General features: G+C 63.2%; 12 protein-coding genes. 8 read left to right on the top strand and 4 right to left on the bottom strand.

All coding sequences use genetic code 11. The features are described 5' to 3' along the window. The first annotated feature begins 129 nt into the window (after window positions 1-129). Together gyrA and AC3WLM_RS01175 are read left to right on the top strand one after the other, a co-directional pair. A complete protein-coding gene (gene gyrA, locus AC3WLM_RS01170; protein WP_062348449.1) occupies window positions 130-2,886 on the top strand; it encodes a DNA gyrase subunit A in 2,757 nt (918 codons plus the stop codon). Next, window positions 2,883-3,236: a DUF952 domain-containing protein gene (locus tag AC3WLM_RS01175; RefSeq protein ID WP_492476352.1), complete on the top strand. Its 354-nt coding sequence runs from the start codon at window positions 2,883-2,885 to the stop codon at window positions 3,234-3,236. The genes gyrA and AC3WLM_RS01175 overlap by 4 nt, the downstream gene beginning before the upstream one ends. Window positions 3,237-3,262: 26 nt before the next feature. Here AC3WLM_RS01175 and AC3WLM_RS01180 read toward each other — a convergent pair whose 3' ends face one another. After that, window positions 3,263-4,168: a serine hydrolase domain-containing protein gene (locus AC3WLM_RS01180; protein ID WP_492476353.1), complete on the bottom strand. Its 906-nt coding sequence runs from the start codon at window positions 4,166-4,168 to the stop codon at window positions 3,263-3,265. Between AC3WLM_RS01180 and AC3WLM_RS01185 the strand changes: the two genes are divergently transcribed. Next, on the top strand, window positions 4,127-5,323 hold the full coding sequence (locus tag AC3WLM_RS01185) for an IS256 family transposase (protein ID WP_004207098.1): 1,197 nt from the start codon (window positions 4,127-4,129) through the stop codon (window positions 5,321-5,323). The two genes, AC3WLM_RS01180 and AC3WLM_RS01185, sit on opposite strands and share 42 nt — an antisense overlap. Here AC3WLM_RS01185 and AC3WLM_RS01190 read toward each other — a convergent pair. Together AC3WLM_RS01190 and AC3WLM_RS01195 are read right to left on the bottom strand one after the other, a co-directional pair. Beyond that, window positions 5,251-5,811, bottom strand: coding sequence for a hypothetical protein (locus AC3WLM_RS01190; RefSeq protein WP_492476354.1), 561 nt, complete (start codon window positions 5,809-5,811; stop codon window positions 5,251-5,253). The genes AC3WLM_RS01185 and AC3WLM_RS01190 overlap by 73 nt on opposite strands. Window positions 5,812-5,872: 61 nt before the next feature. Then, window positions 5,873-6,622 (bottom strand): NYN domain-containing protein, encoded by a 750-nt coding sequence (locus AC3WLM_RS01195; protein WP_492476355.1) that lies wholly within the window; start codon window positions 6,620-6,622, stop codon window positions 5,873-5,875. A 225-nt stretch (window positions 6,623-6,847) separates the two neighbouring features. On the opposite strand from AC3WLM_RS01195, the gene moaC reads away from it, so the two are divergent. The 4 genes from moaC (at window position 6,848) to AC3WLM_RS01215 (ending at window position 10,281) form a co-directional block, all read left to right on the top strand. After that, window positions 6,848-7,321 (top strand): cyclic pyranopterin monophosphate synthase MoaC, encoded by a 474-nt coding sequence (moaC, locus tag AC3WLM_RS01200; RefSeq protein ID WP_492476356.1) that lies wholly within the window; start codon window positions 6,848-6,850, stop codon window positions 7,319-7,321. Beyond that, window positions 7,318-8,523 carry a molybdopterin molybdotransferase MoeA gene (locus tag AC3WLM_RS01205; RefSeq protein ID WP_492476357.1) on the top strand — a complete coding sequence of 402 codons (1,206 nt, stop codon included), beginning with the start codon at window positions 7,318-7,320 and terminating at the stop codon, window positions 8,521-8,523. Before moaC ends, AC3WLM_RS01205 begins: the two co-directional genes overlap by 4 nt. 119 nt (window positions 8,524-8,642) lie before the next feature. Beyond that, window positions 8,643-9,362: a transcriptional repressor LexA gene (lexA, locus tag AC3WLM_RS01210; protein WP_062344410.1), complete on the top strand. Its 720-nt coding sequence runs from the start codon at window positions 8,643-8,645 to the stop codon at window positions 9,360-9,362. Between the two features lie 250 nt (window positions 9,363-9,612). Further along, window positions 9,613-10,281 (top strand): energy transducer TonB, encoded by a 669-nt coding sequence (locus AC3WLM_RS01215; RefSeq protein ID WP_492476358.1) that lies wholly within the window; start codon window positions 9,613-9,615, stop codon window positions 10,279-10,281. A gap of 109 nt (window positions 10,282-10,390) precedes the next feature. On the opposite strand, the gene AC3WLM_RS01220 is transcribed toward AC3WLM_RS01215, so the two are convergent. Then, window positions 10,391-12,691 (bottom strand): ComEC/Rec2 family competence protein, encoded by a 2,301-nt coding sequence (locus AC3WLM_RS01220; protein WP_492476359.1) that lies wholly within the window; start codon window positions 12,689-12,691, stop codon window positions 10,391-10,393. 29 nt (window positions 12,692-12,720) lie between these two features. Here AC3WLM_RS01220 and gltX point away from each other — a divergent pair, with 29 nt between their 5' ends. Further along, window positions 12,721-14,184 (top strand): glutamate--tRNA ligase, encoded by a 1,464-nt coding sequence (gene gltX / locus AC3WLM_RS01225; RefSeq protein ID WP_492476360.1) that lies wholly within the window; start codon window positions 12,721-12,723, stop codon window positions 14,182-14,184. Window positions 14,185-14,216 lie beyond the last annotated feature (32 nt).

Genomic DNA, 14,216 nt, shown 5'->3' on the forward strand with positions numbered 1-14,216 from the left:
TGCATCTGGTCGCAGGTGTGGAAAACCGGCTTCGTTTCAGGCCCACCGTGGCCCGATTGCTGGCTATCGTGCGGCAATTGGCCTAGGGCCATCTTTCATCCCTTGTAGCTATAACGAAAAGCAGTTCCCGTGAGCGACGACACCACGATCATCGACCCCCCAGTCCCCGCCCCGGAAGGCGAGTTCCAGCGGATCGACATCGTCGACGAGATGAAGACCAGCTACCTCGATTACGCGATGAGCGTGATCGTCAGCCGCGCGCTGCCCGATGTGCGCGATGGCCTGAAGCCGGTCCACCGTCGCATCCTGTGGACCAGCCACGAAAACGGCTTCGTCTCGACCAAGGCCTATCGCAAGTCCGCCCGTATCGTCGGCGATTGCATGGGCAAGTATCACCCGCACGGCGACGCCGCGATCTACGATGCCCTTGCGCGCATGACGCAGGACTGGTCGATGCGCCTGCCGCTGATCGATGGGCAAGGCAACTTCGGCTCGATGGACCCCGATCCGCCGGCCTCGATGCGCTACACCGAAGCGCGCCTTGCCAAGGTCGCGGATTCGCTGCTCGGCGATATCGAGAAGGACACGGTCGACTTCATCCCGAACTACGACGGGTCGGAGCATGAGCCGCAGGTCCTGCCCGCGCGCTTCCCCAACCTGCTGGTCAACGGCGCGGGCGGCATCGCCGTCGGCATGGCCACGAACATTCCGCCGCACAACCTCGGCGAAGTGATCGACGGCTGCCTCGCCTACATGGACAACCCGCTGATCTCGATCGACGAGCTGATCCAGATCATTCCAGGGCCGGACTTCCCGACGGCCCCGCTGATCCTCGGCACCGCGGGCGCCCGCAAGGCCTACCACGAAGGCCGCGGCTCGATCATCATGCGCGCCCGCCACCAGATCGAGGAAGGCCGGGGCGATCGCCGCTCGATCGTGCTCACCTCGATCCCCTATCAGGTCGGCAAGTCCGGCCTTGTCGAAAAGATCGCCGAAGCCGCCAAGGACAAGCGGATCGAGGGCATTTCCGACATTCGCGACGAATCCAACCGCGAAGGCGTGCGCGTCGTCATCGATCTCAAGCGCGATGCTACGCCCGAAGTCGTCCTCAACCAGATCTGGCGCAACACCCCTGCGCAATCGAGCTTCCCGGCCAACATGCTCGCCATCCGTGGCGGCCGTCCGGAAGTCCTCAACCTCAAGGACATCATCGAAGCCTTCGTCCGCTTCCGCGAAGAGGTCATCACCCGCCGCACCAAGTTCGAACTGAACAAGGCGCGCGACCGGGCGCATATCCTGCTCGGCCTCGTCATCGCGGTGACCAACCTCGATGAAGTCGTGCGCATCATCCGTGGCTCGCCGAACCCCGCCACGGCGCGCGAAACCCTGCTCGCCCGCGAATGGCCGATGGGCGAGATCGCGCAGTACATCAAGCTGGTCGAAGCCATCGAAGACATCGGCGTGGCCGATGCTGCCACCTATCGCCTGTCCGAAATCCAGGTCCGCGCCATCCTCGACCTGCGCCTCCACCGCCTGACCGCGCTGGGCCGGGATGAGATCGGCGAAGAACTCGAAGGCCTCGCCACCGCGATTGCCGAATACCTCTCGATCCTGGCTGACCGCGTGAAGCTTTACGGCGTCATGCGTCAGGAACTGCTCGAAGTCCGTCAGGCCTTCGCCACGCCGCGCCGCTCGGAATTGACCGCGCCTGCCGATGGCATCGAAGACGAAGACCTGATCGAGCGCGAGGACATGGTCGTCACCATCACGCTTGACGGCTATATCAAGCGCACGCCGCTCTCCACCTTCCGCGCCCAGAACCGGGGCGGGAAGGGCCGGTCGGGCATGGCGACGAAGGACGAGGATGCCGTGGCGACGATGTTCGTCACCAGCACCCACACTCCGGTCCTGTTCTTCTCGACTGCGGGCAAGGTCTATCGCCTCAAGGTCTGGCGCCTGCCCGAAGGGGGGCCGACCACGCGTGGCCGCCCCGTGATCAACATGCTTCCGGCGCTCGACAAGGACGAGACCATCGCCACCGTGCTGCCGCTGCCGGAAGACGAGGCGGAATGGGGCAAGCTTTCGGTCGTCTTCGCCACGGCCAAGGGCAATGTCCGCCGCAACTCGATGGATGCCTTCGCCAACATTCCGTCGAACGGCAAGTTCGCGATGAAGTTCGATGAAGACAGCGAAGATCGCCTGATCGGCGTCGCCCTGCTCGAAGCAACCGACGACGTGCTGCTCGCTACCCGCGCCGGGAAGGCCATTCGCTTCGCAGGCGACGAAGTCCGAGAATTCACCAGCCGCACCTCCACCGGCGTGCGCGGCATGACGCTTAAGGGCGACGACGAGGTCATCTCGCTGTCGATCCTGCACCGCGTCGGCACCACGCCTGACGAGCGCGAGGACTACGTCCGCTTCGCACCCTGGAAGGGCGAAAAGGAAGGCGAACCGGCCTTGTCGGCCGAGCGCTATGCCGAACTTCAGGCACGCGAACAGTTCATCCTTACCGTCTGCGCCAATGGCTACGGCAAGATGTCCTCGGCCTATGAATACCGCCGCACCGGACGTGGCGGTCAGGGCATCACCAATATCGACAACATTGCCCGCAACGGCCCGGTCGTGGCCAGCTTCCCGGCGACGCAGGCCGACCAGCTCATGCTCGTCACCGATCAGGCCAAGCTGATCCGCCTGCCGCTCGATTCGCTTCGCGTGATCGGTCGCGGCTCGGCGGGCGTGCGCCTGTTCAACGTCTCGGGCGACGAACATGTCGTCAGCGCCGTGCGTCTTGCCGAAGGCGAAGGCGAGGATGCCGAGACGACCGAGCCCAGCAGCGGCGATGAAAGCGCAGCACCTGCCGCACCGGAAGACGGCACCGCCGAATGACTGACCTCCCCCTCCTCGCCTACAAGGTCCTGACCGGCCCGCAGATGGCGCAGCTTGAAGCGGACGGCGTGTTCAAGGGTGCCGCGGTCGATCTGGCGGATGGCTACATCCACCTGTCGACCGAGGCGCAGCTGACCGAAACCGTCGACAAGCACTTCGCAGGGCAGGACGATCTCCACGTCGCCGCCGTCGATCTCGCCGCACTTGGCTCTGCGGTAAAGTGGGAGCCGTCGCGCGGCGGCCAGCTTTTCCCGCATATCTACGGCGATCTGCCGTTGAATGCAGTCGTCGCCTATTCTCCGATGGAGCGGGATCAGAACGGAACGGTCAGGTTGCCGATCGCAAGCTGACCGTCTGGGCTAGGGCGGAAACCGCTCTAGTTGCCCGCGTCGATCAAGGCCTGAACTTTCCGATAGAAGCTTTCGCGCGCCTCGGGCTGTGGTCCGGCGCTGGCGCGCGGCCAATCCGAATTGCTGGCAATCACCAGTTTGCGCTTGGGGTCAATGAATATCCCCTGGCCGAAGATGCCTTGCGCGGCGAAAGTGCCATCGTCATTGGTCCACCACTGGAAGCCATAGCCGCGCCCTGCCCGGCCGATATCCTTCTGCTTGGTCGTCGCCTCTGCGAACCAGTCCGACGGCACGATCTGCCTGCCATCGCGCCCCTTGCCACCGTTCAGCACAAACAGGCCGAACCTTGCGTAATCGCGTGTCGCGGCCTGCAGACAGCAACCACCGATCTCGAGCCCGGTCTTCCCCAACAGCCACGTCGCCTCGGCTTCCATTCCGGCAGGTTGCCAGACCTTCTCCTGCAAATAGGCGGACAATGACTTGCCGGTGGCCGAACTCACAAGCACGCCGATCAGGTTGGTCTCGCCAGTGTTGTAATGCCACACCTCGCCGGGCGGATGGGCGCGCGGCAGCTTGCGCATATAGCTGACGGTGGCATCGAGGCCGTCCTCCGGCTGGGCCCGATTGAACTCGGCAACATCCGACTTCGGGTCTTCGTAATCCTCGTTCCAGCGTACGCCTGATGACATGGTCAGCAGCTGTCGCACGCTCACGTCATCGTAAGCGCTGCCCTTGAGGCCAGGAATATACTGGCTGACCTTGTCGTCCAGGCTCCTGATCGCGCCAGGTCGTGTCCCACGGGGTGGTGTAGGAAGGTTTCTCTGAGAGGGTGGCCACCGTCGATCTTCTGGTAGGGTTCGGATGCGAACTCGAACCTGGAGAAGAAGACGATGACCGACGACAGAATGGCCCTTGTTGAGCTGATTGAGCAAGGGGCAGACAGCGATTTGGTGCGCGATATGCTGGCATTTGCCGCCGAGCGCATGATGGATCTGGAGATTGAGGCCAGAACGGGTGCGGCTGCGGGCAGTCGCAGCCCGGCGCGGCTCAACCACCGCAACGGCTATCGCGAACGGGGCTGGGACACTCGGGCCGGCCGGATCGAGCTGGCGATCCCCAAGCTCAGGAAGGGCAGTTACTTCCCGAGCTTCCTTGAGCCACGCCGCACGGCTGAGAAGGCGTTGGCGGCGGTGATCCAGGAAGCCTACGTCCACGGTGTCTCGACTCGCTCGGTCGACGATCTGGTCAAGGCGATGGGCGCCAGCGGCGTCTCGAAGAGCCAGGTGAGCCGTCTGGTGGCCGAGATCGACGAACGGGTGAACGCCTTCCTGCAGCGGCCGATCGAGGGCGAGTGGCCCTACCTGTGGATCGACGCCACCTACCTCAAGGTCCGCGAGGGCGGGCGGATCGTCTCGACGGCGGCGATAATCGCCGTCGGCGTCAACACCGATGGTCGGCGCGAGGTTCTGGGCGTTGCCACCGGCCCTTCAGAAGCGGAACCCTTCTGGAAAGCCTTCCTGCGCTCGCTCGCCGACCGGGGACTTCGCGGGGTAAAGCTGGTCATCGCGGACGACCACAAGGGGTTGCGCGCCGCCGCCAGCAAGGTGTTCGCCGCGAGCCAGCAACGCTGCCGGGTCCACTGGATGCGCAATGCGCTGGCACATGCCGCGCCTAAGCAGCGACCGGCAGTCATCGCCATGATCAAGACGATCTTTGCGCAGGAAACGGCTGAAGCGGCTCACCAGCAATGGGAACAGGTCGCCGATGCCCTGCGCGAGAAGTTCCCGAAGCTGGCCGACATGATGGCCGGATCGCGCGAGGACGTGCTTGCCTACATGACCTTCCCGAAGGAGCACTGGGCGCAGATCGCGTCGACCAACCCGCTGGAAAGGGTGAACAAGGAGATCAAGCGAAGGGCCGATGTCATCGGCATCTTTCCGAATGACGCCGCCGTCGTCCGCCTCGTCGGAGCACTCATGCTGGAACAGAATGATGAGTGGGCGGTGTCACGCCGTTACATGACGCTGGAAACCCTCGGCTCGGTGAGCCATAACCCCATTGTCAGCCTGCCAGCTCTGGCTGCCTGACCCGAACCTGATCCTACTGCGGATCGACGGTTCCTACACCACCCCGTGGGACACGACCTCGCGCCATCCTGCAAGGCTGCGCCGACAAGGGTCGAGGTGAATGACTTCGCCACCGAAAAGCTGGTCCAACGACCCTTGGCATCGAAGTCCAGCCCGTAGCGCTCCAATCGCACTTTGCCATCCTGCACGATCACCAGCCCCGCCGTGCGCTGGCTTGCCATGTATTCGTCCAGTCCCGGCACGGTCAGCGGCTTGCCTGCTGGAAGAGGCAAAGGTTCGGCCGCAGGCGCAATCGTGTTGGCCTTGGCCAGAAACGGCAACCTGTCCATCGCCCGGAAAGCCGCATCACGCTGCCCTTCCCGCCAAGACAGCACATCGGCATTGGTCGGCAGCGCAAGAAGAATCCCCCGCGTTTCCTTGTCAAGCGAGGCAAACCCGGCGCCCCCTGCCAGCACGACCGCTCCTAACAAAACCCACCGCTTCCGCATCCACCGCTCCCGTTATTGACACTTGGGACAATAGCGAGCGCTGGCAGGGCGGCAAGTGACGTCAGGCCACCAACCGCACCTGCGATTGGGTGGAACCCGCAATCTTTTCAACGGCGAAGCGGCCGTCCTTCTTGAACACTTGCAGCCAGCTCCTTGATCCGAACGAGGCGGGTTGGAGCTTCGCCTTGCTCAGGACGGTAGCGAGCTCCCGCAATGCCACCCATTCCCGCTGGCTGGCCAACTCGTTCAAAGCTTCCCTGACTTTGGCCCAGTTGGCGGCTTCCGATTTGGACGGCTCTTGCGGGGGCTTGGCTTTGGTCGCAGCTGCCGTTGGTTTCTCGACTTTCTCAGAGGATGTTGCGGCAGCCTTCCTCGTGTTCAGAACGATATGGTATTTCGAGCAACTGTTTCGGAGTTTCAGGTCAGCGGCATCACCGCCGAAACCATGCACTTCGGCGCCCTCCCTGCGCAGAAATTCGACAAGTGGCTGAAAGTCACGGTCATTCGATGCAATGCAGACGCAATCAAACCCCTTGCGCAGGACGATTTCGACTGTCTCGACAGCCAAGGCGATGTCGGTGGTGTTCTTCTTGTTCTTTGAAGGTGTAACCTGTCTCACATCGAGCGGATGGTCTTTGGAATGGTCTATCCATTCGCCATTCGCCCCGTTTGCAAAGTTTCCATAGACACGGCGCAACTGCACGTCCCCCAACGACGTTGCGATCGCTTCAATCTTTGACATCGTGCTTGCGGGCACGTTCTCGCCATCAATCATGATGGCAACACGCTTCTTGTTCTGCACAGTATTCATCAATGTGCTTATTGCGGCAGAAGGCTAACGAAATCCCAATATGTAGTCACTTCGGATTGGAAACGCTTTCCTACAGGGCAGGTTTTTGCCATGGTGCCGACTGTCAGCGAAGCACCTTGAAAGCCCCGGAAATCCGCGCCAAAACTGCGTTCCAACTCCCGTTCCGCAGTTCTCTCTGGACAGTGTAAACCCCGTAAACCCCCATTCAGCATTCCAGGGACAACGATGAACGACCTCACCCATCTCGATTCGACCGGCACCGCTCGCATGGTCGACGTCGGCGGCAAGACCGAGACGCACCGCGTCGCGATTGCGCGTGGTATGATTCGCATGTCTGACGCCACGCTCGAGGCGATCAGGTCCGGCAATGCTCCGAAAGGCGATGTGCTTGGCCCAGCGCGGATTGCCGGGATCATGGCGGCGAAAAGGACAGGCGACCTCATCCCGCTCTGCCATCCGCTGGTGCTCGATGCGGTCAACGTCGATTTCGCCTTCGTCGCCGACGGCATCGAATGCACTGCCACCGCTTCGTTGACCGGTCGCACGGGCGTAGAGATGGAAGCGTTGGTGGCGGTGAGCCTCGCCCTGCTGACGATCTACGACATGGCCAAGGCTCTCGACAAAGGCATGGTGATCGAAAGTGTCCGTCTGATCGAGAAGCGGGGCGGCAAGTCCGGAACCTGGCGCGCTCCGGAATGAAAGCGCCGCCCCTACCCCTTGCCGAAGCGCAGAGCCGGTTGCTCGCGCTCGCGCCTTCGCTGCCCGTCGAGCATCGCTCGGTTGCCGAATGCCTTGGCCATTACCTCGCCGAGGACCTCCTTGCCCGGCGCACGCAGCCAGCGGCAGCCCTTTCGGCGATGGACGGCTATGCCATGCGCAGTGCCGATCTTCCGGGCCCGTGGCGCGTGATCGGTGAAAGCGCGGCCGGCCACCCCTTCGGCGGCGAGGTCGGCCCCGGTGAAGCCACCCGCATCAGCACTGGCGCCATCCTGCCAAAAGGCGCGGACATGGTGCTGCTTCAGGAGGACAGCGCGCGCAACGGCAACGAGCTGAGCTTGACCGGCGAGCCACCGCAGCCCGCTTCGCGCCACGTTCGACCCGCAGGCATGGATTTCAGCTCTCGCGAAACGCTGATCTCTGCGGGTAGCCGCATTAGTCCTGCGCAAATCGCGCTCGCCATCGCCGGTGGCCACAGCCATCTCCCCGTGCGCCGGCGTGTCAGCCTGGCCGTCATCGACAGCGGCGACGAACTGGTTCCTCCCGGCCACCTGCCCGACCTGCACCAGCTTCCCGCCAGCAACGGGCCGATGCTCTGTGCGATGGCCGCCTCCCTGCCGGTCGATATCCGCCATGCCGGTCCTGTGGCGGACGAACTCGCAGAATTGGTCCGCGCGCTGGACGCGGCAAACAACTCGGACATCATCGTCACAAGCGGCGGGGCGTCAGTCGGGGATCACGATCTCGTTCGCCCGGCGCTCGAGGCCGTTGGCGCCTCGATCGACTTCTGGCGCATCGGCATCAAGCCGGGCAAGCCGCTGCTGGTGGCAACGCGTGGATCCCAGATCATTCTCGGCCTGCCCGGCAATCCCGCCTCGGCCTTCGTCACGGCCTACCTGTTCATGCTCCCCCTGCTGAGAGCGATGCTCGGCGCGAGCGCGCCTCTGCCAAAAGCCATCCCAGCCCGGCTTGCAGAGCCACTGGCGCAGGGCGGGAGCCGAATGGAGTTCCTGCGCGCGATATGGGACGGAGCGTCGGTAAGGCTCGACCCGCTCCAGGATTCCGGAGCGCTCTCTCCACTTTCAAGGGCCAACGCGTTGGCCGTGCGGGAAGCAGGGGCCGAGGCCAAACCGGCCGGAACGGATGTTCCTATCTACCTCCTCGAAAATGGCGGAATTGCTTGACGAGTCGCAACAGGTTGCTTATCCGTTCCGCATTCGTTCGCCGGGATGGAACATTCACTCCCGGTCCATGAAAGACCAGCGGCTTTGCCTCGAAGCCGCGCATTGCGGAGTGGCCGCCGATGTTGACGCGCAAGCAGCACGAACTGCTCACCTTCATTCAGGTCCGGCTTGAAGAGTCGGGCATCTCCCCCTCGTTCGAGGAGATGAAGGAAGCGCTCGATCTGAAGTCCAAGTCGGGCGTCCACCGGCTGATCTCGGCGCTTGAAGAGCGTGGCTTCATCCGCCGCCTCCCCAACCGCGCACGGGCACTCGAAGTCCTCCGCCAGCCAGACAGCGCGGTGGGCAAGCAGAGCGCCGTTCGGCAGATTGCCAATGCAGATGGTGGAGCAACGGGCGGAAGCGTCACGGCGCTTCGTCCTGCACCAAAAGCGCCTCCCGTGCCTGTGGCGGCAAACGACGTGATCGAGCTGCCGCTGCACGGCAAGATTGCAGCCGGTGTGCCAATCGAAGCCCTCGAGACGACGGCGACCCTGCCGGTTCCTGCCGCGCTACTGGGCGCAGGAGAGCATTACGCACTCGAAGTGTCCGGTGACTCGATGGTTGAAGCCGGGATCTTCGATGGCGATTACGCGCTTGTCCGCAAGACAGATATGGCGCGCGATGGCGAGATCGTGGTTGCACTTGTGCGCGGGGAAGAGGCCACGCTCAAGTATCTCCATCACGAAAAGGGCATGGTTCGGCTGGATCCCGCCAACGCTGCCTATGATCCTCAGTTCTATCGCCCCGACGAGGTGACCGTGCAGGGCAAGCTTGCAGGCTTGTTGCGGCGCTACCACTGACGTTTGTTGCAACATAGCGCCCGGCCTTCGGGCGTGCCTGATGATAAAGGCCGCTGCGCAGGAAATGCGCGGCGGCTTTTTTTGCATCAGCATGTTATGGCAAATATCAATCGATTTGGTTGAGATTCTTCTGGATGTGATCCAGTGTGAAGTATAGTATCCACTGTTACCGAATGCCCCGCCATGGGGCGCCCCTTTCCGGGACGGCCCGCCAGAACATGGGGCGTCGGCAACGGAAGAGGTGTTGCCAATGGCTTATGCAATCGAGAATACGAGACGCAGGCAGACACAGACCTTCATCGCGGTCGGGCTGCTTCATGGAGTGGCGATCTGGGCGATCGCTTCAGGGTTCGCCAACAGCATGGTCACGATCCTGACGGACCGACTTCCTGCCAAGCAGTGGGAGGACGAGGAGGTGAAGGTAACGCCTGTCGCTCCTCCGCCGGACGTGAAACCTTCCCCACAGCCTGGCAGCCGCTCGCTGGTGGCCCCCCGCCCCGACATCGCGATTACGCCGGTGGATCCTTCAAGCACAGTCCGGGATATCGAGGTCACCCCGATCACGCCAGTCGACCCTATCCCGAACGTCCTGCCCGAGCCCCGCCCCTCTCCCTCGCCGAGCTTTGCCGTGCGCACAGCATCGCCGAAGGGATCGCCGGGCTCATGGATCTCGGACCGCGACTATCCCTCGGCCGCAATCAGAGAGGAAAGAGAAGGGCTAACCCGGTTTCGCCTCTCGATAGGCGTGGATGGCCGCGTCACGGGATGCGAGATTACCGGATCGAGCGGGTCTCCTGACCTTGATGCAGCGACATGCACGAAAGTCAGCGCGCGAGCGCGGTTCACTCCTGCACTTGGCAGCGACGGCATGCCGACTGCGGGGAGCTACGTCGGATCGGTGCGCTGGGTCCTCCCCTGATGAATTGAGCCGGGCGAACGTCAGGTTCGCCCGGCAAGTTCGGCGGAAAGGAGCGCTGCTTTGAGATCATCGCCCGCCGGACAAGGAAATGGACCGCCCTGGGTCGCATTCATCGCTTGGAAGCCACTAGCGCCGTTACCGGCACGGTTGCTTCAGACGCATCTGGCGTTTCGGCTCCGGCGTCGTGGAGGTGCGTTTGGCTGAGCGTCGGGCGCGGTACTGGCCAGCGATACCAACCATGCTGGCCCTGCGCCTCCGCTACGGTGCGAATCCGGCCAGAGGCAAGATCGATGGATATGCCTCCCGTATTGGCGAGATAGGATCGGTCTGCCTTCAGCATGCGCGGGCGGCACGATGCCGGAAGGCGTCGATCGGCGATGACGATGTCGGCCCGCTCGCAGGCCGCCACAAGCGCCATGTCGTCAATGTAGTTTCGGCTGCGGGCCATCAGGAGCGTAAAACGCCGTTCGTTTCTGAGCACCGTTGCAGCGCAGAAGTCTTCATTGCAGCGAGCACCCGGCCATTCATCGAGGCGACGAAGGCTGCCTTCCATTCCGGCAAGTTCGAGCAAGTTGTCCCGCATGTAATCGCCCCTTCCCATGCGCAGGACGATCAGGTCCGATCCTTCGCCGGCTATGCCGACATGATGGCCATCACCGGTGACAAGCACATCGGGCCGCGGCGTCAGGACCATAGCGGTGATGGCAAGACCGGCGGGTATGGTGCCAAGAAGGCGCACCTTGCCCACCCAGAGTGCCAGCCACAACATGCCGACGAGGAACAGCGCGTAGCTCCATGTTTCGAAGGGCGGCATTGCAGTTACTGAGCCGGGTTGTGATGCCACGAAGTGTGCCAGCGCCAGCAGCAGATCGAGGGACTTGCCAACCAGCCACCAAACCGGTGCGCCAAGGCCTGCGAGATCAAACACCAGGGCCAAGCCGATCAGCGGCATGGTCACGAAAGTGGTCAGCGGAATGGCAATGACGTTTGCCAGCGAGCCATAAACGCCAGCGCGATGAAAATGGAACAGGCCGATTGGCATCAGTGCGAGTTCAATGACCATGCCGGTAGCCAGCAACATTACGAAGCTTCGCCCAGCCCGGACCAGGGGCCCATGGTGTTCACCGGTGAGGAACGAGCGGACCGGGCCCGCCGAGTGAAAGGCGATGATCGCAATCACGGCCGCGAAACTCATCTGGAAGCTGGGGCCAAGGACGGCATCGGGCCAGAACAGCATGACGACAAAGCCGCCAACCGCGACCATTCGCATCGATAGTGGATCGCGTCCCAAGGCCAGCGCACCAAGGACAAGCAATGCCCCGATGCACGACCGGATGGTGGGCACTTCCGCTCCGGTCAGCAAGGTATAGCCAAATCCTGCCAGGGCGCCTGCCAGCGCAGCTGCAAGAGGCACGCGGATCCTGAGCGCAACCCAGGGAAAGAGCGCGAGCAAGCGCGCAACCAGCCAATAGACGGCCCCCACCAGCGCGCTGACATGCAAGCCGCTGATCGACAGGAGGTGGGTCAGTCCCGCATCGCGCATGGCGTCTTCATCGCTGGCAGCAATCGCCCCGCGATCCCCGCTGGCAAATGCGGCCGCAATTGTCCCCGCCGATCCGGTCAACCGTGAGCGGACATGCTCGGCCAGCGACTTCTGCAAGCTGCGAAGCGTGGTATCACGATCTGATCTTCCGACCACTCGCACATCGCCCAGCACCGTTCCCGTCGCTGCAAGGCCATCGAACCAGGCCCTGCGAGCAAAGTCATACGCGCCCGGAAGCATGGGAGCGGCCGGTGGCATGAGCCGGGCGCCCAGGGCGACCCGGGCACCTTCAGCCACGTCTCCCGGATCCTTGTCGTAAGGCAGGTTGACCCGCACGCGGACAGGACCGGCCATGCCATCCAGCATCACCCGCAATACGAGGCGCGCGCGCGCCTTTGCCGGCTCCTCCCGTCGTTCAAGAACTTCTCCGGCAAGAGCAGAAACCTGCGGTCTCGCTATGCCCGGTTGCCCCACCAGCGCGGAGCGCGTCCAGATGGTGACCTCGCCGGCAGCCACCATGATCGCCAGTCCTGCCACGGCGAGGCGCAGGTGAGGCCGCTTCTCGGCATTGATCGCCAACAGGGCAAGGATGGCGATGGCCCCAAGCGCCAACAGTGCGGCAATCCAGTCGGAGCGGGAGGGAAGCGCTACCCACAGCACGATGCCTGCGGCAAAGGCCACCACCAGCCAGAGCCCGCGTTCGAACGGGTGTGCATCCAGGAAGCGTTCTGCAGCGTCGATCCGACCATCAAGCATGCTGGACAATCGCGCGCGGATGTCCCAATGCCGCGCGCGTTCGCCCGGTTCAGGGACCGGTTCGGCGGCGGGGTAGTCTGCCGCTGGCCGATCTGCAGCCGGAGACGCCATGACATTCAAAGCAAAGGAAAGCGCGGCCGATGGCAAGCGCCACTGACACCGTTTCTGCAGGATCGCCCGGCAATGCCCCGGTCGTCACCCGTTTCGCCCCTTCGCCCACTGGCTTCCTGCACATTGGCGGCGCGCGTACGGCGCTGTTCAACTGGCTCTATGCTCGCCACAACGGCGGCAAGTACCTGCTGCGCATCGAGGATACCGATCGTGCTCGCTCGACCGATGCGGCCATCGAAGCGATCTTCGACGGGCTGAACTGGCTGGGTCTGGGCGGAGACGAGGAGCCTGTGTTCCAGTTCGCCCGCTCGGAACGGCACGCTCAGGTCGCGCACCAGATGCTGGAGGCCGGACACGCCTATCGCTGCTACCTGACGCAGGAAGAGCTCGCCGCTCGTCGCGAGAAAGCCCAGGCCGAGCGCCGCCCCTTCCGCATCGATAGCGAGTGGCGCGATGCGACGCCTGATCAGTGGCCGGCCGACCAGTCCTACGTGGTGCGCATGAAGGCGCCGCGGGAAGGCGAAACGACGATTCCCGATCGCGTTCAAGGTTTTATCACGGTCCAGAACAGCGAGCTTGACGACTTCATCGTGCTGCGTTCGGACGGCACGCCGACATACATGCTCGCTGTCGTGGTCGACGATCATGACATGGGCGTCACCCATGTGATCCGCGGCGACGATCACATCAACAATGCGTTCCGTCAGCTGGTGATCGTCCGTGCGATGAACGAGATCGAAGGTGGTTGGCCCGATCCGATCTACGCGCACATCCCGCTGATCCACGGTGCCGATGGCGCCAAGCTCTCAAAGCGTCACGGTGCGCTGGGCGTCGACGCCTATCGCGACGAGATGGGGCTGCTGCCCGAAGCGGTGTTCAACTACCTGCTGCGCCTCGGCTGGGGCCATGGTGACGAGGAAATCATCAGCCGCGATCAGGCGGTTGAATGGTTCGATATCGCCAACGTCAACAAGGGCGCATCGCGCTTCGATCTCAAGAAGCTGCTGAACCTCAATGGCCACTACATTCGCGAGGCTGACGATGCCCGGCTTGCCGGGCTGGTCGCCCCGCGTATGGCTGTGCTGGAGCCTGGCTTCGACGCCAAAGCGGGCATGGATCTGCTGACCAGAGCGATGCCGGTGCTGAAGGTGCGCGCTGCCGATCTCAACGAACTGGCGACCTCCTCGGTGTTCCTGTTCGCGCAGCGCCCCCTGCCCATGGCGGAAAAGGCGGCCGCACTACTGACCGACGATTCGCGCGCGATACTGGCCAAAGTGGTGGCTGCGCTCGAGGCGGAAAACGGCTGGACAATCGAAGGGCTGGAGGCCACTTTGAAACAAATGGCCGAGGAGCTTGGGATAGGCTTGGGCAAAATTGCCCAACCGTTGCGCGCGAGCCTGACGGGACAGACTACCTCGCCGGGAATATTCGACGTATTGGCACTGCTCGGCAAGGACGAGTCGCTGGCGCGCATCCGCGATCAGTTGGCTTGAACCCGGGCATAAACTGTAAAGACAGAAGAAAC

Source organism: Novosphingobium sp. FW305-C-30-35 (assembly GCF_058783135.1).